This window comes from Niabella drilacis (assembly GCF_900101395.1).
Lineage (GTDB): Bacteria > Bacteroidota > Bacteroidia > Chitinophagales > Chitinophagaceae > Niabella > Niabella drilacis.
In genome coordinates this window covers 111,239-135,410 of the sequence record NZ_FMZO01000001.1, presented here as the reverse complement: position 1 = coordinate 135,410, position 24,172 = coordinate 111,239, and the positions used below count along the sequence as shown (strand labels likewise).

The 24,172-nt window shown below is 46.4% G+C and carries 15 protein-coding genes; 8 read left to right on the top strand and 7 right to left on the bottom strand.

Annotated features, from left to right (window positions below; genetic code table 11):
- Nucleotides 1-99 precede the first annotated feature (99 nt).
- A complete protein-coding gene (locus tag BLS44_RS00625; RefSeq protein ID WP_090388107.1) occupies nucleotides 100-2,409 on the top strand; it encodes a M60 family metallopeptidase in 2,310 nt (769 codons plus the stop codon).
- 200 nt (nucleotides 2,410-2,609) lie between these two features.
- Here BLS44_RS00625 and yidC read toward each other — a convergent pair whose 3' ends face one another.
- On the bottom strand, nucleotides 2,610-4,454 hold the full coding sequence (yidC, locus tag BLS44_RS00620) for a membrane protein insertase YidC (RefSeq protein WP_090388106.1): 1,845 nt from the start codon (nucleotides 4,452-4,454) through the stop codon (nucleotides 2,610-2,612).
- A gap of 211 nt (nucleotides 4,455-4,665) precedes the next feature.
- On the bottom strand, nucleotides 4,666-6,315 hold the full coding sequence (locus tag BLS44_RS00615) for a CTP synthase (protein WP_090388105.1): 1,650 nt from the start codon (nucleotides 6,313-6,315) through the stop codon (nucleotides 4,666-4,668).
- Nucleotides 6,316-6,809: 494 nt separating this feature from the next.
- Between BLS44_RS00615 and BLS44_RS00605 the strand changes: the two genes are divergently transcribed.
- The 3 genes from BLS44_RS00605 (at nucleotide 6,810) to BLS44_RS00595 (ending at nucleotide 10,797) form a co-directional block, all read left to right on the top strand.
- Nucleotides 6,810-8,123, top strand: coding sequence for a spondin domain-containing protein (locus BLS44_RS00605; RefSeq protein WP_090388103.1), 1,314 nt, complete (start codon nucleotides 6,810-6,812; stop codon nucleotides 8,121-8,123).
- A gap of 145 nt (nucleotides 8,124-8,268) precedes the next feature.
- Nucleotides 8,269-9,111 carry a helix-turn-helix domain-containing protein gene (locus BLS44_RS00600; protein ID WP_090388102.1) on the top strand — a complete coding sequence of 281 codons (843 nt, stop codon included), beginning with the start codon at nucleotides 8,269-8,271 and terminating at the stop codon, nucleotides 9,109-9,111.
- Between the two features lie 153 nt (nucleotides 9,112-9,264).
- Nucleotides 9,265-10,797, top strand: a complete 1,533-nt coding sequence (locus tag BLS44_RS00595) for a tetratricopeptide repeat protein (protein WP_090388101.1) — start codon at nucleotides 9,265-9,267, stop codon at nucleotides 10,795-10,797.
- On the opposite strand, the gene proC is transcribed toward BLS44_RS00595, so the two are convergent.
- On the bottom strand, nucleotides 10,787-11,575 hold the full coding sequence (proC, locus tag BLS44_RS00590) for a pyrroline-5-carboxylate reductase (RefSeq protein WP_090388575.1): 789 nt from the start codon (nucleotides 11,573-11,575) through the stop codon (nucleotides 10,787-10,789). The two genes, BLS44_RS00595 and proC, sit on opposite strands and share 11 nt — an antisense overlap.
- A gap of 69 nt (nucleotides 11,576-11,644) precedes the next feature.
- Nucleotides 11,645-13,873: a phosphoribosylformylglycinamidine synthase subunit PurL gene (gene purL, locus BLS44_RS00585; protein ID WP_090388100.1), complete on the bottom strand. Its 2,229-nt coding sequence runs from the start codon at nucleotides 13,871-13,873 to the stop codon at nucleotides 11,645-11,647.
- Between the two features lie 263 nt (nucleotides 13,874-14,136).
- Between purL and BLS44_RS00580 the strand changes: the two genes are divergently transcribed.
- Both BLS44_RS00580 and BLS44_RS00575 read left to right on the top strand, forming a co-directional pair.
- Entirely contained in the window at nucleotides 14,137-15,405 is a 1,269-nt protein-coding gene (locus tag BLS44_RS00580) for a hypothetical protein (protein WP_143019619.1), read from the top strand.
- A 133-nt stretch (nucleotides 15,406-15,538) separates the two neighbouring features.
- Nucleotides 15,539-17,728 (top strand): glutamine synthetase III family protein, encoded by a 2,190-nt coding sequence (locus BLS44_RS00575; protein ID WP_090388098.1) that lies wholly within the window; start codon nucleotides 15,539-15,541, stop codon nucleotides 17,726-17,728.
- A gap of 817 nt (nucleotides 17,729-18,545) precedes the next feature.
- Here BLS44_RS00575 and BLS44_RS00565 read toward each other — a convergent pair.
- On the bottom strand, nucleotides 18,546-19,052 hold the full coding sequence (locus tag BLS44_RS00565) for a hypothetical protein (protein WP_143019618.1): 507 nt from the start codon (nucleotides 19,050-19,052) through the stop codon (nucleotides 18,546-18,548).
- A gap of 788 nt (nucleotides 19,053-19,840) precedes the next feature.
- The gene (locus tag BLS44_RS00560; protein WP_143019617.1) at nucleotides 19,841-20,725 is read right to left on the bottom strand and encodes a hypothetical protein; all 885 of its coding nucleotides are present in this window, start codon (nucleotides 20,723-20,725) and stop codon (nucleotides 19,841-19,843) included.
- Between the two features lie 305 nt (nucleotides 20,726-21,030).
- On the opposite strand from BLS44_RS00560, the gene BLS44_RS00555 reads away from it, so the two are divergent.
- Nucleotides 21,031-21,561, top strand: coding sequence for an SMI1/KNR4 family protein (locus tag BLS44_RS00555; RefSeq protein ID WP_090388094.1), 531 nt, complete (start codon nucleotides 21,031-21,033; stop codon nucleotides 21,559-21,561).
- A gap of 420 nt (nucleotides 21,562-21,981) precedes the next feature.
- Nucleotides 21,982-22,596 (top strand): DUF5034 domain-containing protein, encoded by a 615-nt coding sequence (locus tag BLS44_RS00550; protein WP_090388093.1) that lies wholly within the window; start codon nucleotides 21,982-21,984, stop codon nucleotides 22,594-22,596.
- Nucleotides 22,597-23,032: 436 nt separating this feature from the next.
- Here BLS44_RS00550 and BLS44_RS00545 read toward each other — a convergent pair whose 3' ends face one another.
- Entirely contained in the window at nucleotides 23,033-24,127 is a 1,095-nt protein-coding gene (locus tag BLS44_RS00545) for an MBL fold metallo-hydrolase (RefSeq protein ID WP_090388574.1), read from the bottom strand.
- Nucleotides 24,128-24,172 lie beyond the last annotated feature (45 nt).

Here is a 24,172-nt window from a genome sequence, read left to right as displayed (position 1 = left end):
CAAACCTGGAAACCGTCCCTCACTTTATTTTTTCTTTGAGCGACAAGCTTGTTCTCTATTCGTAACCAGGCTTATTGCGTAATAAAAAACGGACGCTTTATGAAAGATCGATTGCCGGCTTTTGCCCGGTTTGCTGCTGTTTTACTGGTACTTTTTTGTTGGAAAGCTTATGCCCAGGAAGGAACAGACCGGGTACGGTTGCTGACCCAGGTGCAAAAGCTGCCGCTACCTGATTCTGTATTTGCCGCTGCTACTTATCCGCTCAGCTTCACCCCCGAAGTCATTGCTACGGCGAACCTTGGTAACGACGTTGCGCGGATTTTTGTTCCAGCGATCATCAGCAGCCGTATCGGGAAGGGTAAACTGCTGATCATTGGGTCCGGAGCTTACTTAAACAGTTCACTGCTGAATAGCACTGGTGTTCAACAGTTCCTGCTGAACGTTTTATCCTGGGCTGGGCAAAACAGGAATACAAACGTGGGACTAATAGGCTCTCTGCAGGCGTTTCAAAACTGGTTAACTTCAAAAAATTACTCTTCCTCGTTACTCGCAAACGGGGCTATTCCCTCCGGAACTTCGCTCCTTTTTTGCAATACAGACATAACGCACAAAGAACAGCTGCAAAAAATCCGGGCCTTTGTTGAAGCGGGGGGATGTTTTGTGCTGGCCTCTCCCTTATTTGGCCGGTCCCAGGCAGATGGCGGCTCAAAGCATACACTCCACCTGCAAACCCTGTTATATGCCGCAGACCTTTTTCACGTAACCAATTTTCCTGATCCGGCCGCCAATAACAATCAACTGACACTGGATACAGTACCCCGGTATCTAAACATCCGGCACATTATTGAAGACATCCGCAACAACAACTATGCAAACTATATAATAGAAAGAAGCGATATCGTCGCAGCTACGATTCTTAGTCTTGCTGTTAATACCAGGGATTCCGTTTCTTCCTCTGCCGTCTATGACACAATCATGCACCTGTTTAACCTGCAGGACACCGCCAACCTGATCCTTCCCGGTGCCATGACCCCTCTTTTTAAAAGCGACTGGAAAAAATACCTGGGCTACCAGATGCAATCTGCCTACCGGGCAACGCTCGCCGAAAAGGATCCGGGTTATATCAATCCCGAAGCAAAGAATTTTCCAGGCCCCGTAGCGCCCCTGGCCCAAAAGGTCACAAAAGAAATAATCATTACACCCTACAGCAATAATAGTAGTCTTGCAGAACCGGCTCCTTCTTTTAAGCGCTGGTACAGTACCGGCCTTTATGCGCCTGCCGGTGCCAGGGTAACCATAAAGATCGCCCGCAAGGATATTCCGCGTCGGCTGGCGGTACAAATTGGAGCGCATAGCGATCAGTTGTTTGAGCTAGATATGGTTAGCCGCTGTCCCTATGATCTGACGGCCAGCACCGACCTGGAAAAAGACACTACTACTGTACACTCTTCGTTTGGCGGGTTGATCTATATAAAAATTCCCGACACGGATGGAGGCGCCCCCCTTTGCATAACAATCTCTGGCGCGGTAAATGCGCCTTATTTTCAGCTGGGAAAAACAACACGGGCCAGCTGGCAACAAACGATCCGGAATTATCCAGCTCCCTGGGCCGAGATCGCCAGCGATAAGCTTATTCTAACGGTTCCTTCATCCCGGATCAGGAACCTCGAAGATCCCCGGAAACTGATGCTACTCTGGGATAGCATCATGGATGCAGATGCAGACCTTGCTGCAATCCCCAGGAAAAGAAAGCACCCTGAACGAATCGTTGTGGACCGCAACGTGGCGTATGCCTATATGTATACGACCCTGGAAAGGATCACGGTTCCCGACGACGAAAGCTGCAAACTGATGCTGGATGCAGACCTGCTGCGCAAAAAAGGATCCTGGGGACATTTTCACGAGCTGGGGCACCGGCACCAGTTCTGGGGGATCGATCATAGCGAACTAAGTGAGGTAACCGTAAACCTCTACACCATGTATGTATTTGATAAAGTATTAGGCAAAGGGTTGTATAACCATAAAAACATTTCAAGCAGGGCCGCCGTGCGCGAAATGATCCGCTGGTATTTACAATCCGGCAAAACCTATGAGGAAATGAGCCGGGATCCTTTCCTCTACCTGAGCGTATTTATCCCCATTATAGATGAAATGGGCTGGCAGCCCATATTGAACCTGCATAAAAATTTCCGGGCTATACTAAATGCAACGCCTGACCGCAGTAAACTGGAGGCAGACAACAACACACGCCGCAATTCCTTTTACAAGGCATTATGTACAGCTACACATAAAGATCTCACCCGCTATTTTGCACTATTCAGGATCCCGGTTTCAGAAGAGGTAAAAAAAGAAGCCGCTCTATATCCCGCATGGCTTCCCCATTATTTTGTAGACCCTGCGGAGCCCTGACATCTGAAAACAGGAACGCGCTCTCAACTGTCAGCCAGCTACAGGCAAAAGCGGGTAACGAACAGCCCCCCGAATCAAAGGAATAGAATATTGTCAATGATCAATAGAATATCAAACGGATCTAATGTGAAGCATGAAACCAGCCTCGCTTAGTCAACTCATTGACCATTGACTATTAACTATTGGCTGTCCATCACTGACTATTTCTTCTTCCGCTGATCCTGCATCTGCTTTTGCTGCTCCTGCATCTGCTCCAGCCGTTCCTGCCATTTGGATTTGGTCTTGGGCTTTTTGCGGTTTTCCTGGATCCTCGCCAGGATCTTGTCATGGTCAATAATATAGGTCTGGATCACAAATTGCAATGCTAATGTGATCAGGTTAGACACCGTATAATACCAGGTAAGGGCCGATGGCAGCCTGTTGAAAATAAACAACAGGAATACCGGGAAGATATAGGGCATGTACTTCATCATCGGGTTGCTCTGGTCCGGCGACATGCTCATACTGTAAATAGAGATCAGCAAACTGGTAATTGTGGCCGTGATGGTAAACAGGCTCAGGTGACTTCCCAGCAATGGGATATGGATCCCGAACTTGATCGGATCATCAAAAGCAGAAAGATCGCTTGCCCAAAGGAAGTCGGCCCCGCGGAGATCCACACTCGCATTAAAGAAACTATACAAGGCAAAGAAGATCGGGATCTGGAACAGGGCGGGTATACAGCCTCCCAACGGGTTTACACCGGCCTCCCGGAACAGCTTCATCTGCTCCATGCTCATGGCCTGCTGATCGGCACCAAATTTTTCCTTTAGTGTTGCGATCTCGGGCCGCAGTGCTTTCATCTTTGCACCGCTTAAATAACTTTTGTAAGTAAGCGGAGAGATCAGCAAACGGATCACCAGGGTCAGCAGGGCAATCACCAACCCAAAATTGCTTACAATGCTTTTGAAAAAATCAAATACCGGCACAATCACATACTGGTTCAGCGGGCGCACAAATGCATACATGCCCTGGCCCAGGTTCACCAGCTTGCTGAAGCCGTTGTCGTATTTCTTCAAAATATTATAATCGGCCGGCCCATAAAAAATGCTCATTGGTATGGTGGCCGTGTTGCCGGCAGGCACTTTCAGCTGCATATTGGCCGTGCTCTTTACCACTTCTTTGCTGGCATCGGGGGGAACGGTCCAGGAGATCTTGCCCCCGGTAAAATTATCCTTTGCAACCAGGAAGGTATTGAAGAACCGCTGGCGGATACCGATCCAATTCACACTTTTTTCAAAGTTGATATGATCCTTCCGGCCAATAGTATGATAGTCGAAATTACCGTTTTCCATGAAGCCGATCTGCGTATTCTGTTTTTCAAATTCGATATCGGATTCCTGCTGGGCAGCATCATATTGCCAAACCATATTCATGGTACCCTGCGACAACAAACTGCCGGGCTGCGACAGGTTGATGTTAAAATCGATCTTATAGTCGTTCGGATGAATAATGAACTGATGGGTGATATAGTTTACCGAGGCAGCGCTATCGCCCCCCTTTAATTCGAAAGTAACCAGCTGTGCGCCGTCAGGCCCCGATTCTACCCGGCCATTACCAAAATAAAGGTCCCCGGTCTGCGCACTTTGATTGGCTGCCGTATTGATGGCATAGCTGATCTTGTTAAAATCCGTAGCAGCCAGCCGTACGTGCTGGCTATCCAACGCATTTTTAAACTTTTTAAGCTCTACATATTTCGGCTGCCCTCCTTTATTGGTAAAAACGATTTTGAACACCTCGTTTTCAACCGTCACCAGCTGCTCGGCGCCCTGTGCCGCGCTTAAAAACATACCGGCGCTGGTTGCATGCCGCTGAGAGTCGGCCCGGAGCGAGTCCCTGCGCAATGTTGCGCTGTCCAGTTTTGGCTTTAATGCATTGGCTATAGAATCCTGCCGTGCCAACTGTTTCTGGTGCTCTCCCTGCTGCAGGTTATTGTAGTAGAAATAAAAGAAAAAAAGTACGGCTAAAAGTCCGAACCCGATGATCGTATTCCGGTCAAAATTCATTACTTACGTATATTTTTGAGCCGGCAAAGATAAGACAAAGCGGGGGATTTGCCTTTTTGGATTTCATCTGTTTATTTTTTATTGTTTTTGATGGTCTCCGGCCCCGACAATGACGGTTCCGGATATGCAGGCACCCTCCAGCCTTGTTTATAAAAAAAAGCCGCCCGGGAACGGGCGACAATTATTTAGCAATTTATAATATATAGTACCCCTATAAATCAGCATTTACGGCATCTCCTTTTTTGAGGGAACTATTATTTGCGGCATGTTCCACTGCGGCTTCCACAAATTTAACAAAAACAGGGTGCGGGGTTTCTACGGTACTTTTCAGCTCCGGATGGAACTGCACCCCCACGAAAAACGGATGCGAAGGCAATTCGATCACTTCTACCAGGCCGCTTTCCGGGTTTTTACCACTGGCAACCATACCTGTCTGCTCAAAAGCCTCCAGGTAACGGTTATTGAATTCCCAGCGGTGGCGGTGCCGCTCGGTGATCTGTTGTGTTCCGTATATAGCAGCAGCCAGGCTCCCTTCTTTCAGTTCACAGGCATAAGAGCCCAGGCGCATGGTGCCTCCTTTTTCAGTAACCGTTTTCTGGCTCTCCATCAGGTCGATCACGGGGTCAGCCGCATTTTCATCCATCTCAGTGGAATTGGCGCCTTTCAGCCCGATCACATTCCTTGCAAACTCAATGGCAGCCATCTGCATACCCAGGCAAATACCAAAGAACGGCAACCCATTCTCCCGGGCATATTGCACCGCTGTTATTTTTCCTTCCACCCCTCTTAATCCAAATCCCGGCGCCACCAGCAGCCCTTCCAGACCACCCAGTTTTTCCGCCACGTTCTCCGGCGTAATATACTCACTGTGCACATTTACGATCTGCACCTGGCACTCATTTACCGCACCTGCATGCACAAAGGCTTCCAGTATGGATTTATAGGCATCCTGCAGCTCCAGGTACTTGCCAATAAGGCCGATCCGAACCACCGATTTTGGATACTTCAATTTATCCAGAAAGGCGCGCCACCTGAGCAGCTCCGGCTCTTTATAATCGGCGATGCCCATTATTTTTAAAACCGTAACATCCAGCTTTTCGCGCAGCATGGCCATGGGCACTTCATAGATCGTTGACTGGTCTGCAGATTCAATAACGGCCTCCTGGCGCACATTACAGAACTGGGCTATTTTCCGACGCAGTTCCGGTGTAAGAGGCTTTTCAGTTCTACATACAATAATATCAGGACGTACCCCCTCCTGGCTCAGCATCCGCACGCTGTGCTGGGTGGGTTTGGTCTTTAATTCTTTTGCGGCTTTCAGGTAGGGAACCAGGGTAAGATGGATGACCACAGTATCTTCATCCGGCAGTTCCCACTGCAGCTGGCGTATGGCTTCTACAAAGGGCAGGCTTTCAATATCACCAATGGTCCCCCCGATCTCGGTGATCACAATATCATACTCACCCGTGGTGCCCAGCTCCATCATCCGGCGCTTGATCTCGTTGGTGATATGCGGCACGACCTGTACCGTTTTTCCCAGGTAGGCGCCCTCCCGTTCTTTATTGATCACTGTCTGGTAAATACGACCGGTGGTCACATTATTAGCCTGTGAAGTAAAAATGTTCAGGAAACGCTCGTAATGCCCCAGGTCCAAATCGGTTTCTGCTCCATCCTCGGTTACATAGCATTCTCCATGTTCATAGGGGTTCAGCGTACCGGGATCGATATTGATATAGGGGTCAAACTTTTGTATTGTAACCCTCAGCCCCCTCGCCTGCAGCAGTTTTGCCAGCGATGCGGCAATAATTCCTTTTCCCAATGAGGAGGATACCCCTCCGGTCACAAATACATACTTAGCCATAATGGTATATTAAAATCAATAAATTATTCCTTAACAAGAATCATTTCACGAAAAAAATCAACCTGTTTCAACAATATCCAGCCTGCTTGATCTGCTGAAAAGAACAAAATCAGCCGCTATGACCCATAAAATCCGATGGAAAATTTGAAAGGTCGTGCAAAGATAAATAATCTTGCCGGAATTAAAATTTTTGGGTCCATAAAACTTTGAGGGTGGCCTACAATTCCATTCTTTTCCAAGGTTCCGGAAAAACAACCGTTCGGCTACTGAATGCGGCGCATTCCCCAATGTCCCCTGCGGGAGCCATTGCAGGGAAATAACCGCTCCGGCTATATTTTATTGAAGGCTCATAATTATCCCGTTTGCTGCTTGGCATGGCAGGATTTTCGGCAGTTTCGGGAAATACAGACAACCCTTAGGGAATAATGGGAGTTGTTTGCAGTGACCGTCCGTTATACTTTTAATTCCTGTTATTCACACAAAATAGAAAGTTTATGAAACCAGAAAAAAAATTGAACATGGCAGGGCTCCTGATCCTGTTAATGGCGTTTGCTGCCGGCGCCGGTTCCTGCAGCAGGGGTAATAGCGGTATGCAGGAGATCCACAATATCACTATCGAGAACGTGCTTGAAAGCAAGCCCCTCGTGCAGTCGGGAACCTTTAAAGGAGCCGGGGACCCTCCTGTTCTGTTTCCCGGTCAATCAGTAAGCATTACATTTTCAGCCACTAAAGGGCAGGCCTTTTCGTTTGCAACCATGTATGGGTGGTCCAATGACCTGTTTTTTGCGCCGGAAAATCCCGGTATCCGGCTATACAACGATGACGGCACACCTGCAGAGGGCGATGTTTCCTCTCAGATCAAACTCTGGGATAACGGCACCCGTATCAATCAAAAGCCGGGCGCTGCCGTAACGCATCCCGGTATTGCGGAAGCAATTCCCCAAAACCTGATGGCGATCAACGGAACGGATGCCCAGGGCAATACCTACCTGCCCGCTTCACAGCTTGTCAGCGCCCGGCTTAGCTACCAGGGTAATTCGATGTTTACCCTCACACTCAAAAACACTTCGGGCGGTACCATGAACGAAACACCCTTGAGCCCGGGCGTTTGGGCCATCTCCTATATTGCGAACGGCAACCCGCTGAGCCCGGCGCCCATTTACGCAAAAGACAAACCCACGGCCAACGGGTTGACCAATATTGCGGAAGCCGGCGATATCCAGCCCATGAGCAGCTACCTTGCGGAAATGACCGGGATTTTTACGCCGCTATCGCCCGTGCTGCTGGTTGTATACACGGGATCAAAAAATCCTATTTACAGAACAGGAGAAAAGGATCGCGGGGAAGGATTAAAAGACCTGGCTCAAAAAGGAGACGCCGCCATACTGGCCGCAGCACTGCAAAAGAAACCCGGCGTTAAAGCCGTATATATCCTTAAAGAACCTGCGGCAGGCGTGCTGCTTCCCAGAACGGCAACTGCAGCAGGTGGCAAGGTAACACAGCAATTGCTCCTGGGCAACGGCGACCGGATCGCCATCGCTACCATGTACGGATTCTCGAACGACTGGTTTTTTGCAACAAAGGACGATCTCAGTACCGATGTGCTGAGAAACGGGGATATTTCCGCATCCACGGGCCTGTATGATGATGGCACCGCGATAGACCAGTTTCCGGGAGCCGGCGTCAACCAGGCTGCCTTTGGCGGCACACCCGTTGCTGAAAGCAGTCCCATCCATGCGGTACCTTCTGTCACCCCTTTTACCAGGTTGCCGGACGTGACCAAAATAATAAAAATAACGTTGGATTAAATCCAGCGCAAAAAAAGAGGTTGTATCAAAGCCGTTCTATGACAGGTGCCGTTCTGAAATACCGCCCGGCGATCTGCCGGGAGTTCAGCAGGACATTGCAGGCTTTTGATACAACTTCTTTGTACTTTTGATAAGACGTTTGTCCATGATCTTCCGTTTCAGTGATAAAAAGACCAATGGCGTTTTCACCATCAGCAGGGAAAATGACGACCTTAAGGGCAATGGATTGCTCAAAGCCAGCACCATCAATACCATCATTTTTAATAAGCAAAGAAACCAGGTAGTCACTATTGACGAAGTCCCCTATGCACTTCCACCAAACACCGTACTGCCCCTGGTGGCCAACCAGCATTTTGTTTTTGAGCGTCCGCAGGATGTTGTGGCCTGGCAATTCAACAGGGATTTTTATTGCATTGCTGATCACGATGCCGAAGTAGGCTGTGTGGGATTCTTATTTTACGGCATCAAACATCCGTTGTTCTTAGGGCTTTCTGCGGCCGATATAAAGGCCATCAATCTTATCGAAAAGCTGTGTTTGGAAGACATGGTGGTACAGGACCGGATGCAGGGCGAAATGCTGCGCACGCTTTTAAAGCGGCTCATCATCAACCTCACCCGCATCGCGCGCAGACAAACAGAAAATGCACAAAAATTAACCGATGATAAATTAGACACGGTGCGGATGTTCAACCTGTTGCTGGAAGGTCATTTTAAAACAGAGCACGAAGTACAGTTTTACGCCAATGCCCTAAACAAATCGCCCAAAACACTGGTCAATCTTTTTGCATTGCTGAACTACCCCCCTCCTTCAAAGCTCATACAGGAGCGCATCATCCTGGAAGCCAAGCGGCATCTTTATTATACCACCAAATCCGCAAAGGAGATCGCTTATATCCTCGGCTTTATAAGCCCTGCACATTTCAGCCGCTTTTTTAAACAGCATACGGGCAGCAGCATTTCCCTGTTCCGGGAAAACCGGGTAGTATAAAGGGCTGGAAGGAACCGGGAAAAGCCCGCGCCACCGGGAGGTCGGCAGGATGAAGCAATGTACCCCTCAGCCTTCCGGTCCGGGATTTAAAATCCACGGCCCCATCCCGGGATTTTCACTATTTTTAAGCACCTGATTATTTACACTCAAAAAATGAACCTGTTACTCATCAGAACAATTGCTCTTGCCGGGCTATTTCTATCCGCTTTGTTTGTACATGGGCAAAACCGTTTACAACCCGATCGTTCTTACCAGGCGGGGAAAACAGCGCTGGATCAAAAAAATTATGATGCTGCTATTACGAACTTTACGGAGGCTATAAAACGGACGCCTCCGGATAGCCCTTTTGCATTTTTAAGCAAGGCTTATCTTAACCGAGGCAGAGCCTACCTGGGAAAAAAGGAAATGAAACGGGCCAATGATGATTTTTCACGGGTTATTGAGCTGGATCCCCGAAACTACGAAGCCTATAACCTCCGGGCCATGAGCAATATTAACGTTCTGGAAATAGCAGCTATCGACCTGGGAAAAGCCATTGAGCTGAACGACCGGTATGCAGAGGGCTATCGCAACCGGGGCAACATCTATATCGCCACCCAAAACTACGATAAAGCTCTTGAAGATCTGACAAAAGCCATTACCATTGACACCGGGTACGCTGAGGCCTACCGCTCACGCGGCAATGCCTATTACCTGAAACAAGATTACAAGGCTTCCATCCATGATCTCACCCGGGCCATTGTCCTGGGCGCCAAAGAGAGCGATTCCTATAAAGTACGCGGATCGAGTTATCTGAATTTAAATAAAATCGGGGAAGCTATTGATGATTTTACAAAACACCTTGCCCAAAATGCAAAAGATGCAGAAGCCTATGGTTTGCGCGGCTGGTGTTACCTGCAAAATAATGACTACAACCGTGCATCTGATGATTTTACAAAGCTCATAGAGCTGGATCCTAAAAACAAGAGTGCATATTATAACCGGGGCAACATCTATATCTTTAAAAAAGATTACCAGCGGGCGATTGACGATTTTACAGGCTGCATCGCACTGGATACCGCCTATGCGGAGGCTTACAGGCAGCGGGCAAGACTATACTATAACCAAAAGGACTATGCCGGCACGCTAAAGGACCTGGACAAATGGACTGCACTGGACCCTCAGAATAAAGATGCCTATCTTGTGCGCGGATCCTTATACCAGGAAATGAACAACACACAAAAAGCAGCTGAAGATTTTACAAAACTCATTGCCCTCGATCCTAAAAATACCGAAGCTTACCGCCTGCGCGGATGGCTGTATTTTACCAAACAGGAATATGAGCAATCATTTAAAGATTTTAATACCATCCTTACACTGGACCCCAAAAACGCAAATGCTTATTATAACCGGGGTACTATTTACTTTTTAAAAAAGGATTACCGGCACGCCATCGATGATTTTACGAACCTGATTGCCCTGGATACCACCTATGCCGATGCCTACAAGGAACGGGCAAGGGTTTATTACACCCAAAAAGACTATACGCATACACTCAAAGACCTGGACAAATGGATTGAGCTGGCCCCTCAAAACAATGAGGCTTATTTTATACGGGGGTCTGTTTACAAGGAGCTCGGCAGGCACGAGCAAGCCGATGCCGACTTAAAAAAAGCGGAAGCCCTAAAAGCGAAAATTAATCCTTAGCTATTTTTTTATAACTGGCAATTACGCCGCGGATGAGTGAAGAGCTGAATCCCCGGTGCTCCATTTCATTGAGTCCGACTATGGTGCAGCCTTTGGGGGTGGTTACCTTATCAATTTCCTGCTCGGGGTGGCTGCCATTTTTCAGCAGCAGTTCCGCAGCGCCCTTTGCTGTTTGTGCGGCGATCAGGTTGGCCGTTCTGGCATCAAACCCTATTTCAATTCCGGCCTGGATATTGGCACGGATATAACGCAATGCAAAAGCGGTTCCGCAGGCTCCCAGCACCGTGGCGGCATCCATCAGCTTTTCGTCGATCAGCGCTACCTTACCCAGGGTATTAAACATATCCACTACATAGGCGGCCTCTTTTTCGGTCGCATTGGCATAGCTGATGCAGGTAATACTTTCCTGGATGGCTATAGCCGTATTGGGCATGGCCCTGAAAACAGGAAGCTGCTTTTTGATCATTTCCTGCAGATCGGCCAGCGAAACACCGGTGATCACCGAAACCAGTGTATGTTTTACGGTCAGCTGCTTTTTAAATCCTTCGATCACCGCAGCCACCTGGAAGGGTTTAACCGCCAGGATCACCAGCTCACTCTGCTTTACGGCAGCTGCGTTATCCGCGCTTGTCTTAACACCTTTTTTTTCCAGTTCTTTCAGGGTAGCCGGATTTCTTTTGGTAATAGTTATAGCTTCGGGTTTGCAGAACTTACTTTTGATCAGCCCTTCTGCTATTGCAGTGCCCAGGTTGCCTCCACCGATGATCGCAATATTCATTTTGTTTGAGATTTGAGGTTTGAGGTTTGAGGTTAACATGAACCCTGGAACCTCAAACCTGAAACTAAATTACAGTCCTCCCATCGCTTCCCCGGCAGTTTCCTTTGCCAGGTAACCTTCGATGGCCGTGTCATATTTTTCCTTCCATTCGCTGATAGCACCCCAGTCTTCCCCGTTAACGATCACAGCGCCGGAACTTACGGTTCCTATTTTTTCAAAAGACACACCACATTCCTGCTCCAGCACTGCCGCCTTATCCGCTGCAACACTTACCACCACCCGGCTTTGCGCTTCGCCAAACAAAGCTGCGTCCTTACGAAGATCAGCATTCGTTTGAACGCTGAAGCCCAATCCCCGGTTAAAACCGCTTTCCAGTAAAGTAATGAACAGTCCGCCCTCGCTGATATCATGCGCAGCAGATATTGTTTTATTATGGATCAGTTTCGCCACAGCCTGCTGCAGGGCAAATTCCTCTTCCAGCTCAAAATAAGGGGCCGGTGAGTGGGTAATGCCATGAACATGATACAGGTATTCCGAGCTTCCAAGGTCTTCCGGCTGCTTACCCAGCAGGTAGATCACATCCCCTTCATTTTTGAAGTCGAGGGTCATTTTATTGCCGATATCTTCCAGCAGTCCTACCATGCCAATAGTTGGCGTAGGATTTACAGGCCCATCCGGGTTCTGGTTGTAAAAGCTTACATTACCACCCGTAACCGGTGTATCAAATTTGCGGCAGGCATCGCCCATGCCTTTGATTGCATTTACGAACTGGTAATATACTTCAGGATCATATGGATTCCCAAAATTCAGACAATTGGTTACTCCCAGCGGTAATGCGCCGCTGCAAACCAGGTTGCGCGCAGCTTCGCTTACCGCGATCATGGCACCTTTATAAGGATCTGCATATACATAACGGCTGTTACAATCGGTAGTAACCCCCAGTCCTTTTTTTGTTCCCTTGATCGTTACCACGGCTGCGTCCGAAGGCGCATTGGTGGAGGTATTTACGGTACCCACCATACTATCATACTGGTTATAGATCCAGCGTTTTGATGCGATCGAAGGCAGGGCCACGATCTGTTCGGCCACGGCTTTCAGATCAGCAGGCTGCTTAACAGCGGAATGGTCAAATGTCTTCAGTGTTTGCAGGTAAGCCGGCTCTTTATATTCCCGGTCGTACTGCGGTGCACCGCCACCCAGCACCAGTTCCTCTGCGGGTACAGATGCTTCCAGCTGCCCATGCATATAAAAATTCAGCAACCCATCATCGGTCACCTCCCCGATCACAGCAGCCGGCAGATCCCACTTTTCAAATACGGCTTTTACTTCCTCCTCTCTTCCTTTTTGGGCCACCAGCAACATCCGTTCCTGGCTTTCGCTCAGCAGCAGCTCCCAGGCTTTCATATCTTTTTGGCGGGTAGGCACTTTATCCAGGTCTATGCGCATGCCCACGCCACCTTTGGCACTCATTTCGGCAGTAGAGCAAATGATCCCCGCAGCACCCATATCCTGCATCCCCACTACAGCGCCGGTCTGGATCACTTCCAGGCAGGCTTCCAGTAATTTCTTTTCCTGGAAAGGGTCTCCCACCTGCACTGCGGGCAGTTCCTGCACACTTTCCGAGGTGATATCTGCCGATGCAAAAGAGGCGCCGCCAATGCCATCCTTGCCAGTGGCACTGCCTACAAATATTACCGGGTTACCGGTGCCCTCTGCGGTGGCAGACACGGTTTCGCCCACCTTTACAATACCCACGCTCATGGCATTCACCAGGGGGTTGGTATGGTAGCAGGGGTCAAAATAGATTTCCCCTCCCACAGTGGGTACTCCAAAACAGTTGCCATAATGGCCAATACCATGTACTACCCCTGCAAGCAGGTGCTGGGTCTTGGCCTCGTTCAGCTTTCCAAACCGCAGCGAGTTCAGCGCTGCGATGGGGCGGGCCCCCATGGTAAAAATATCGCGGTGAATACCCCCTACCCCGGTAGCGGCCCCCTGGAAGGGTTCCAGCGCCGAGGGGTGATTGTGTGATTCGATCTTAAATACAACGCCCAGCCCGCCGCCGATATCCATCAGCCCCGCATTTTCTTCTCCTGCAGCCACCAGCATGCGGCCTCCATCGCGCGGGAGCGTTTTCAGCCATTTAATGGAGTTCTTGTAACTGCAGTGCTCGCTCCACATGGCAGAAAAGGCACACAGCTCATTAAAATTAGGCGTACGCCCCAGTTTTTCCCTGATCAGTTCAAACTCTTCTTTTGTCAAACGCAGCTGTTCTGCGGTTTTTACAGTAATTTCCATTATATATTATAGCTGATTTTATGTAGTATTAAAAAATCGCAGCGAATTTACAAAACTACGGTCATTTAGCAATCCACCGCAAACACAGCAACTAAAAAAAGCCACTGAGATTCAGAAACACCAATTTATAATGCATCTTCCGGCAAAAGCACTACTGCCAGAGCAATTCAATAGCGTTAATTCAAAAAAACAAAGCTTACAGCGCCTCTATCACCATCTTTGCAATTATTGAATTATCATTGTACCAGTTAAAATACCCTGTCGTGGAAGTTTTTCTTTTTATCAGTTATCTTTTACTATTTTCCTGGTGCATTCTGCATACCCGCTTTTTCAGGAACAGCGGGCTCTCCCGGTTCCAGCTGGTAGCCCTCTTCCTCTTAAAAGTGGGTATCGGCGTAGCCTACGGCTGGATCAACTGGTATTCCGGCCCCGGCCCGGGAAAAACCGATACCTGGGTGCTTTACGCCCAAAGCCTTAAAGAAACCCAAACCCTGCTTACCAGCCCTGTCCGGTACATCAGCAGCTTTTTTTACAATCCCTATACCAACAGCTTCGGAAGCCTGTTTGCCTCCAGCTCCTCCTACTGGAACAACCTGAAAGATAATACCTTCATCCGGATCGAATCAGTCTTCAATTGCTTCAGCTTTGGCAGCTATTTTGTCAATATCATTTTTTATAATTTTCTCGTTTATTTCGGGGTCATAGCCCTTTACCGGGTAATGCGGGAACACCTGGGAGGGAACCGCCTGCTCCTCATCGTTACCTGCCTCCTGGTACCTTCTTTTTTATACTGGACCAGCGGGCTTCATAAAGACGGGCTTACTTTTTTGACCCTCAGCACAGTCATTTATATCATCTACTTCCGGAAAACCCGCAGCCGGCCCTTAAAAAGCTACCTGCTGCTCCTGGCCGCGCTGCTGCTGTTGTTTGCCCTCAGAAATCATGTGCTCCTGGTATTTTTGCCGGCCCTCGCGGCCTGGATGCTGGCACAGCGCTTCCCCTTGCAGCGGGTGTGGCTTTTTGCAGGCATTTACAGCCTGGGCTTTCTTTTTTTCTTTACGGCCAAATACCTGCATCCTTCGCTGGATTTTCCTGCAATCGTCGCCGGCAAACAGGACGCTTTCCTGCGTCATATTGGCGGCACGTCCACCGTTCAGGTACAGCGGCTGCGCCCTGACATAACCGGTTTTGTACAACAACTGCCACAGGCCGCAGGTATTGTTCTTTTTCGTCCCTTTGTATTGGATATAAAAAAAGCCATTGTAGTTCCCGCGTTCCTTGAGGTCATGCTTATCTGGACCGGTGTATTGCTCCTGCTCTTTTTTCCAAAACGAAAACCCATGTACCGGCCGTTCAGCCTGTTCCTGGTGGCCTTTACCGTCAGCATGGTACTGATGATCGGCTATTCGGTCAACAACCTGGGTGCCATTGTACGTTACCGGTCGATCCTCTTTCCCCTGATCGTTCCGCCTGTTATTATGGGTATTTGCTGGGGACGGGTGCTCCGGAAAATAAATATTAAAATAAATTAATGTGTTGTTTTTATATTAAAAACAACAATTTCACAGCATTCGGATCAATAAAAGATAAAAATTTACTCAAAAAACAGAAAAAAATATTACATAGAATATAATTTCATACTATTTTTGCAGAAATTATTTTTCAATGTCATTAAGATTCAACGCAATTTCCGAACTGCATACCTACAATACGGATGTAGGCAAGATCACTCCGAAGATCACAGAGGTTTTTGGATCTCACGTGTTTAACTTAGCCACTGCAAGAAAGTTTTTGAGCGACGAGGCTTTTAAGAGTCTTAAAGCGTCTATCAATGCAGGTCAGAAAATTGACCGCAATGTAGCCAACCAGATCGCTACAGGTATGAGAGCCTGGGCCGAGACCAAAGGTGTTACCCATTATACACACTGGTTTCAACCCCTTACCGGAACTACTGCAGAAAAGCACGACTCGTTCTTTACACTGAAAGGCGATGGTACTCCTATTGAAGAATTTGACAGCGGCGCCCTCATACAACAGGAGCCGGATGCCTCCTCTTTCCCCAATGGCGGACTGAGGGCTACTTTTGAGGCAAGAGGTTATACTGCCTGGGATCCCTCCTCTCCTCCGTTTATCGTGGAGATCGGCTATGGCAGAACCCTTTGCATCCCTACTATATTTATTGCCTATACCGGCGAATCGCTGGATTATAAAGCACCGCTGCTGAAATCGATCGATGTGCTGAATAAAGCTGCGGTAGACGTATGTAACTACTTCGACCGTAATGTACAAAAAGTAACGGCTACCCTCGGATGGGAACAGGAATACTTTGTGGTGGATGAAGGACTGTTCAACGCCCGCCCCGACCTGGTAATGACCGGCCGTACCGTTTATGGCCATAACTCTGCCAAGAACCAGCAACTGGAAGACCATTATTTTGGCGCCATTCCGGAACGCGTATATGCATTTATGCGCGACTTTGAAAACGAATGTTATAAGCTGGGGATCCCCCTGCGTACCCGTCATAACGAGGTAGCGCCTGCCCAGTTCGAGTGTGCACCGATATACGAAGAGATCAACCTGGCGGTAGACCACAACACTTTGTTGATGGATACCATGAGCCGGATCGCCCCCCGCCATGGCCTGAAAGTGCTGTTCCACGAAAAGCCGTTCGCCGGCATCAACGGTAGCGGTAAGCACAACAACTGGAGCCTTGCCACCGATACCGGCATAAACCTGCTGGCACCGGGCAAAACCCCCAAGACCAACTTAATGTTCCTTACTTTCTTTGTAAATACCATTAAGGCGGTACACGATTATGCAGATATTTTAAGAGCTTCTATTGCTTCGGCCCCCAACGACCACCGTTTGGGCGCCAACGAAGCACCTCCGGCCATCATTTCCGTTTTTATCGGGAAATACCTGTCGCAGGTGCTGGAAGAGGTAAAAGAGCGTGTTTCCAAAAAAATGGATGAGCAGGATGAAAGCATGCTGAAGCTTGATATCCATAAAACCATCCCGGAATTGTTTATGGACAATACCGACCGGAACCGGACCTCTCCTTTTGCTTTTACAGGAAATAAATTTGAGTTCCGCGCCGTAGGTTCTACTGCCAACTGCGCCAACCCCATGACCGTATTAAATACCATCATGGCGCAAACCCTCAAACAGTTCAAAAAAGAAGTAGACGCCCTGATCGAGAAAGGGGAGAAAAAAGAGATCGCCATCATGCAGGTGATCCGCGAATATATCGTTGCCAGCGAAAAAGTACACTTTGAAGGCGACGGCTACAGCGAAGCCTGGGAAAAAGAAGCGGAAAAAAGAGGGTTACCCAACCTGAAAACAACACCGCTGGCCCTGGATGCCATGGTTACCGATAAAAACAAAAAACTGTTTATTGATAACGGCATCTACTCCCTGTCTGAACTGGAAGCAAGACACGAGATCGAGCTGGAAAAATACATCAAGAAAGTACAGATCGAAGGCCGCATTATGGGTGAGATGGCTACCAGCCTCATCCTTCCCCCTGCGATCCGCTACCAGACCCTCCTGAGCCAGAACATCCGGGGACTGAAAGAGGCCGGTGTTTCTGAAGAAGCTTATGCCAATCAAAAACAGATCCTCGATAAGATCTCCGAGCATATCAATAAGGCCAGCGACCTGGTAGAACAAATGATCGAAGCCCGCAAAATATGCAATGCGATCGAAGATACCCGTACCAAGGCCATTGCATATGAAAGCCAGGTAAAAGCACAATTCTTCGACCAGATCCGTTATCATGTAGATAAACTGGAATTACTGGTAGATGACAGGGAATGGTACCTGCCCAAATACAGGGAGCTGCTGTTCATGCGTTAATATAATAATTCTTACAGCAATAAAAGGCCGGCGATCGCCGGCCTTTTTACATTAATTTAATGACGCCACCCGGTAAACCCCATCCGATAGTTCCGGGAAATGGTGCGAGCGATCGAGCTCCCCATCACAGGGGCCCGATACTCAATCAAAGAATACCGCTCCCGCAAACCACCTGATCAAATACAGGGATCCGTTATTCTCCTGGAGGGCTCCTGCCTGTTCCCGCCCAATATAGCATAAGAATGTTTGCAAAACGCTCCGCCAGGCAATCGCTTTCACAGTCCGGGATCAGATCCCGCACAGCAGCATTACGACAGGTATAAAGCCGACGGTATCCTTAGGATACCCGGGTTTTGGTATTGTATTTACAAAGTATATATACGGAAGATTTTCGGTAACAGCCAGCCATTTAAGCAGCCGGCCAAACAATGCGCCCCTTTTTCCTGCCCCCAGAACGGAGGCTCCCTGGCGATGTTTTGAGGATACAAAGTTAACAGAACTAATTACTTTCAAAAAATACCCTAAAATGGGTATTTTTTGAGTAATCATTCACCTGTTTATATCTTCGATTGGGACAAATGAGCTTTTTGCTTTCCCTTCTTGATAAAACAGCATTAAAAAACCTCAACAACTTCTCTATGGCTTCTTGCTGTTTCATACAATTAACTAAAAAATGGAATTATTGCCACTTCTCCCCCTCCCAGCAGATGCTTGCGGCTCTATCATATTCCTTTTGGCCGAGTGCATGCCCCTACCGGTTCAGCTTCTTATCCAAATCCTTTCAGCAAACGCAATCGTCTAAACGGCTCTGCTTCTTCTAAATACTGTATCGTTGCAGCATATTTTGATGTGTATCAAAAACTATTTTATTCATCGTTGAATCAAAAATAAAATACTCAAAAAAAAACTGTTCGGAAATGATTGTAACCACCTCCTCCTTTTTACACTTTAAAACGGGCCAGGGGTAATACGCCTCGTTAGTCAAAACCAAAAACACCTCACTTTGAAAGTCTGAAATAAACGCCAACAACTGGCCCTCCCATATATCAGTACTCCCATCATACGCCATTAATACGCCCTGTGCCTTAGAGGTTTCCCATACAAATAACCTATTAAGCTTTAAATCAAAGATCGTTGCGATCTGTTGAATTAGTCTTTCTGCGTCATTTGCTTCAACGAATAAAGCATTTATTCCACGACTATTGATAGTTGTCATTATGTCCTGCCTGAGCTCTTCCATAAAGTTATTTTCTATTCCCCCGACATTAATACGCGCAGGGCTCGTCACTCTTACATGGGTATAAAACAAAGGAAAAGTTGACATTGATCGCCACGGGCCTTAAACTGAATCTCACCATAAGGGGGGCACCAAACGGCATGTATTCGGTTAATGAGTCTTTGCAATTGCTATCGCTCTTCAGACACTCTCATCCGCAAGCCAAGAAAGGGCCATTCTATTTGTACTAAGAATAAAAAACAAAACAGCACCGGTCAGCTATTACATGTATCAGTAACAGGCTCCCGCCAGCAAGCAATAACAAATTTAAAATCCATCATTAATAATACTTTTTATTGTAATGAAATATACAATCACTGTCGCAATAAAATAGATAGCTGTCAAATACTTCTTTTGTACTAATAAAATAAGCCCTGCTATTATCGCCACTATGGCAAGGAGAAAGTTGCCGTAAAACAACAGTGAAAAAAAATTCTAACTATCGAAAACAAAGACGACGAATCATATTTACTATCAAATAGATTCAATGCAAAAAAATAGCTTAAAAGAAAATAAACCATGCCTGTTATCAGACATATAGAACAAATATGTCCAACCTTGTTAATAAATCTATCCATAAAATTCAATTATATCTTATGATATAATTTGTAAATCCTGTTCAGAACCTTGCTCAACAGCTCTGTTTCCAGTGCCTTCAGCGCGCGTTAACCTACTGTCCAATACAAATCCGCATTTCAATGATAATTGGAGGAAGAACGCCGTCGTTCAACATCCTTACATTATCCTTAATAAACCTCGCATGTTATTTTTGGCGATGCCCTTATCAATTTGCAATGCCCGCTGCTTACCTGCTACACTTCAGTATATTGCACGCCTCATTTTAACCGGTAAACAAAAACCTCCTTTTTTGTAGCCGATAAATCTTTATGAAAGGTTATGACGCCGGCAGCATTAATTGAATCCAGCGTAAAGTTGGAATAGCCTACCCCAATTGGAGTACCAGGATTTGCAGGATCCCAAACAGGGAATGCAAAAGATGCATCCTTGTTATTGATCCTTGTTATTGTTTCTTGTGGATATGGTGGGTAGGTGTCTCCCCCAACATGCGTACACCCGCCCTCTCCTTTTCTGACTTCGACGTCAATTAAAAGCAGGTCCGGATTAAAAACCGGTACACTAAAATTCCGCGCCCGCAAATAGTATTCAGCAGTCAAGAAGCAAGGCATCTGTGAGCCCATATTATCCGTTATATTTTCATTTTCGATAAAGTACCGCTTATCAATGAGATAAGGTTTATTCAGGAGCTTATCCGCAGCGGTCTTTGCAATCCCCGTTTTATATTGTAACGGGTCCCTTACCTGATCATCAGGATCAAAAGCAATAAAATCGTAGACAATTGCATCGGTTACGGTAGGATCAATGCCAGGGAACCCACTATAATCAGCAATCAGGCCACCTTTCGGATCATAAACTTTTACAATTCCGGAACCGGTTTTAGAAACAGAGAACCTGACATATTCCCCAACGGCCGCCTTTACAGGTATTTTTACGTCAGTTTTGCCTGCAGGCACCGTTACCGTTTTTTCCGTTTCCAGACTTGTTCTAAACTTTACAACCATTGCCTTATCCGGGCTAAATGAGTTATCTACCTCTATAATATATGCATTAGACAAGTCCGGCTCTTCCCGATTATTCGATTTAGAACAGGCCAGCATTAAAAGTGGCGTTACCACAATGAAAATCGCTTTCATTTTTTTCATAACGGTATTAAAGTTGTTTGTATCCAATGTATTAGCAGTAATTTCTTATTAATCAGTACTCCTCACTCAGTTAGTTCAAAAATAATTGTTTTTTCTAAATAATCAAAGTCCAGGCAGAGCGCCCTTTATGCAGGAGAACAGGGCTACCCGTTACAACCATATGGAAGGCTGAGGAATAGGGCTTTAGGCTGCGGTATTTACGCCCCCTTCACAGGCACGCAACAAACCGTTGCACCCGCTAACATTCGTTTCATTTACAGACGATTTCCTATATTTGAATAGACATTAAAAACGCACCTAAAGCTATGAACAACCCAATTACCCGTATAAAAGAAAAACTAACGATCCTGAAGGACTCGGACCCGCAAAGGACCATTTTCGGTTCCTCAAAGCATCAATATAAGCTGAACACATGCTTGCCCATAGAGCAAGTTCGCCAATTTGAGGCGACACATAACATTCAACTACCGGAAGAATTTATTACATTCTATACAACCATCGGGAATAGCGGTGCCGGTCCGTTTTACGGTCTGGAACCCTTTGAAAACATGCTTTTTAGTGACCTGGATTATAAAAGAGAGGACAACCTGTTGAACCCGTCAGCGCCGTTTTTACACACGCAACCGTGGAACATGGAATTTGTTTCAACCGTCAGCCAGAGGGAAAACGAGGTGCTGTATGAAAAGGGACGCGAGGCTTTTTACGATAAATACTACGCAAATGAGCAGAAGCATTGGTCGGAAAAAGAAGCCGCAGCATTTGTGAATTGGGTTTCTGCAATCTTGGCCACTATTCAAAGACACCCGGAGATGTGCAGGCCATCCCACAAAGGATAAAATGTACACATTGGGATTTTAGATAAGCACACTCAAAAGGGTATCACTGTTTGCCCCGAAAAAAGCAAATAGAAGTTCTTTTGTTTTGGGGAATGAAACAGGATCCGGGAAAATTCAAATACTAAACGCAGCAAGAGCGATTATATATATAAGAAAATTTTCGACCAAAAGACCAACTAACGGCTCTCCCATTTACACCGGAATTCCTTACCCAACTTAGGGCTGGGCCCGAACTTCATTAGAAAATTAAACTTAATTTTTTAGAAGGTTACAGAGGTAGTAGTTATACCACGCGCGATTTATGTACCTTCGCCGGCCTTTGAAATAAAACAAGACGTTGATAAACTTGATGATTTTTTCCCAGATGTTGCATTTAATAAAAAACATCCGTCTTAAATAAGCAAAGATAAAATAGTAACTATGAAATCCTTTATTGCTAAAGCCACACTGTTATTTTGCGTTGTTACCGGATTGCCCGGCCTGTTTATTGCTTGTAAAAAAGATGCCGATAAAGGCGAACTAATTGGAGGCAGCACAACATATCAATATTTCAAGCTAAAATCCCTTACTGCCAAAAACGGAGATAAAAGTAATACCACGGGCGAAGCCAAAACGAGTATAAAAAAAGAAGACTATATCATTCGTATCACTAACGAGGTTGAGATGACATCCAAACCTTCTGCAACCACTGCTGTTGCTTCATTTTTTATCAATGCGGCGCACGCCGAGAATCTGGTTCTTGTCAATATAGATACAGTTAAAGCAGTAAAAATTGTGACCCTTAAAAATTTTGACCAAAACCTTTCTGCGGGTAGTGATGTCACAAATAAATTCGGGATTGGTGGAAAAACATTGCAGGATTGGGAAATATTGCGCATACTTAGTGTTAAGCCCCACTCCTTTCTATCAGTTATACCTATCACCCTAATAGGCGTCCCGGAAACTGAAATAAAAGGGGCACAATTCAAAGTTATTTACACGCTTGCCAGCGGCCGCCAACTTGAAGCGACCACTCCTGAAGTGGATTTGCTGTAAAGGTCCTATATCAAAATAGATAGCCCGGCAGGAAATAGTATATACCCCCTAATAAAAAGCAATTATGTAACAGAGGCGCCTGGGGGGCAACTAATTTGAACTGTAAAACAATAAGGAAGGTTGTTCCAAACTCAGGCGATAACCTTTTTACCTTTTGGGACAGGTTTAACCTAATGTCACTAAAATTCGTGACAGGTAAATAATTTAAAAAAAATGGAATACATATTTTTTTTGTTCCCTTTCAAAAGCATTGTAAACCTACTTTAGCTTCCCCGGAGATCGTTACTACCAGTACTGGGGATGCTATCTTTTTAAAGAAAACAAGCCTGCGAAGGTGCTGCATTTGTAAGATAATGATATATACGGGCAGATTTAATTTGCGAGGTCGAATGGCCGTTCTTAGGATCAGCTATTATTTTTAATCGCACGATTGTAGTTAAGGCTTCCACCACTTTTTAAAAACCTGTGTACTGTCCTTTAGTAAAACAGGCTCACCTATCATCGGTGTGATTAAGTTAAAACCATACTTCCCCGACGCATCTGAAATGTTTTCCAGGGGCTCGTACCAAGCATGCCTCCCTAGCGCATATTTGGAATTGTGGACGGTCATTACTTTTTTGGGTTGGAGGTCTTCAACGGCTTTTACCAGGTCATCGGGCATAATATGGATGTATTTCCAGTCCTCATTATACTGTCCATTTTCCAGAATTGCGAAATCAATGGTTCCAAATTTCTTTTTTATGGCAAGGAAATGCTCATCATATCCTGTATCTCCGGATATAAAGATATTACCCAATGAACATTGAAGCATATATGCCGTCCAGAGTGATTGATTCGCCTTTAGTCCGCGACCAGAAAAATGTCTTGCAGGTAACGATGTCAGTTTGATATCGCCATCGAGGTCCAGACTATCACTCCAGTCAACCTCAGTAATCTTTTGAGAATTAAAACCCCAATGTTCAAAATGAGCGCCAACACCTAAAGGGCAAATAACCATTCTGATCCGATCCCTGATCTGTATCATTGTTCCATAATCCAGATGGTCCCAATGATCATGCGTAATCAGTAAATAATCTACCTCAGGTATATTTTCAGGTGTGTATCCGTCTGAGCCTTTGAACGCTTTGTTATAAAAGGAGAAGGGTGAAGCCGAAACAAGTACGGGATCCACCAGTATGCGCTTGCCGTTGGTCTGTAAATAAAGCGATGAATGCCCCATCCATACCAATACATCTTCATCCTTAGCAAATTTTGTAAGGTCGGTCTTTATACTTGGAAGATTGCCTATCGGTCGAAGATCTTTATCTTTCTCAGCAAAAACGGAACCCAACCACGCCTGAAGGATCGATTTATCTCCCACCAACAAAGGAGTATGATTAAGATTCTGAAATTTACCATCTTTGTAATTGGGCGATTTTTTGATCCTTTTAAGACGCTCGCCCGACGGCAGTTTCCCAAAACTCGGCTGGTTTACAACAATAACTCCAATAACACCCATCACCAAAAGTATTACTACAATGCTCCAGAGCATACCCTTCAATATTTTCTTTGTCCTTATTTTCATTTATATATCTCC

Bases quoted from the DNA above. Each gene is read 5' to 3' on its own strand.
- BLS44_RS00560 (WP_143019617.1), bottom strand. From the start codon at position 20,725: ATGAAAAAAATGAAAGCGATTTTCATTGTGGTAACGCCACTTTTAATG.
- BLS44_RS00555 (WP_090388094.1), top strand. From the start codon at position 21,031: ATGAACAACCCAATTACCCGTATAAAAGAAAAACTAACGATCCTGAAG.
- BLS44_RS00565 (WP_143019618.1), bottom strand. From the start codon at position 19,052: ATGTCAACTTTTCCTTTGTTTTATACCCATGTAAGAGTGACGAGCCCT.
- BLS44_RS00575 (WP_090388098.1), top strand. From the start codon at position 15,539: ATGTCATTAAGATTCAACGCAATTTCCGAACTGCATACCTACAATACG.
- BLS44_RS00600 (WP_090388102.1), top strand. From the start codon at position 8,269: ATGATCTTCCGTTTCAGTGATAAAAAGACCAATGGCGTTTTCACCATC.
- yidC (WP_090388106.1), bottom strand. From the start codon at position 4,454: ATGAATTTTGACCGGAATACGATCATCGGGTTCGGACTTTTAGCCGTA.
- BLS44_RS00605 (WP_090388103.1), top strand. From the start codon at position 6,810: ATGAAACCAGAAAAAAAATTGAACATGGCAGGGCTCCTGATCCTGTTA.
- BLS44_RS00545 (WP_090388574.1), bottom strand. From the start codon at position 24,127: ATGCTCTGGAGCATTGTAGTAATACTTTTGGTGATGGGTGTTATTGGA.
- purL (WP_090388100.1), bottom strand. From the start codon at position 13,873: ATGGAAATTACTGTAAAAACCGCAGAACAGCTGCGTTTGACAAAAGAA.
- BLS44_RS00550 (WP_090388093.1), top strand. From the start codon at position 21,982: ATGAAATCCTTTATTGCTAAAGCCACACTGTTATTTTGCGTTGTTACC.
- proC (WP_090388575.1), bottom strand. From the start codon at position 11,575: ATGAATATTGCGATCATCGGTGGAGGCAACCTGGGCACTGCAATAGCA.
- BLS44_RS00615 (WP_090388105.1), bottom strand. From the start codon at position 6,315: ATGGCTAAGTATGTATTTGTGACCGGAGGGGTATCCTCCTCATTGGGA.
- BLS44_RS00595 (WP_090388101.1), top strand. From the start codon at position 9,265: ATGAACCTGTTACTCATCAGAACAATTGCTCTTGCCGGGCTATTTCTA.
- BLS44_RS00625 (WP_090388107.1), top strand. From the start codon at position 100: ATGAAAGATCGATTGCCGGCTTTTGCCCGGTTTGCTGCTGTTTTACTG.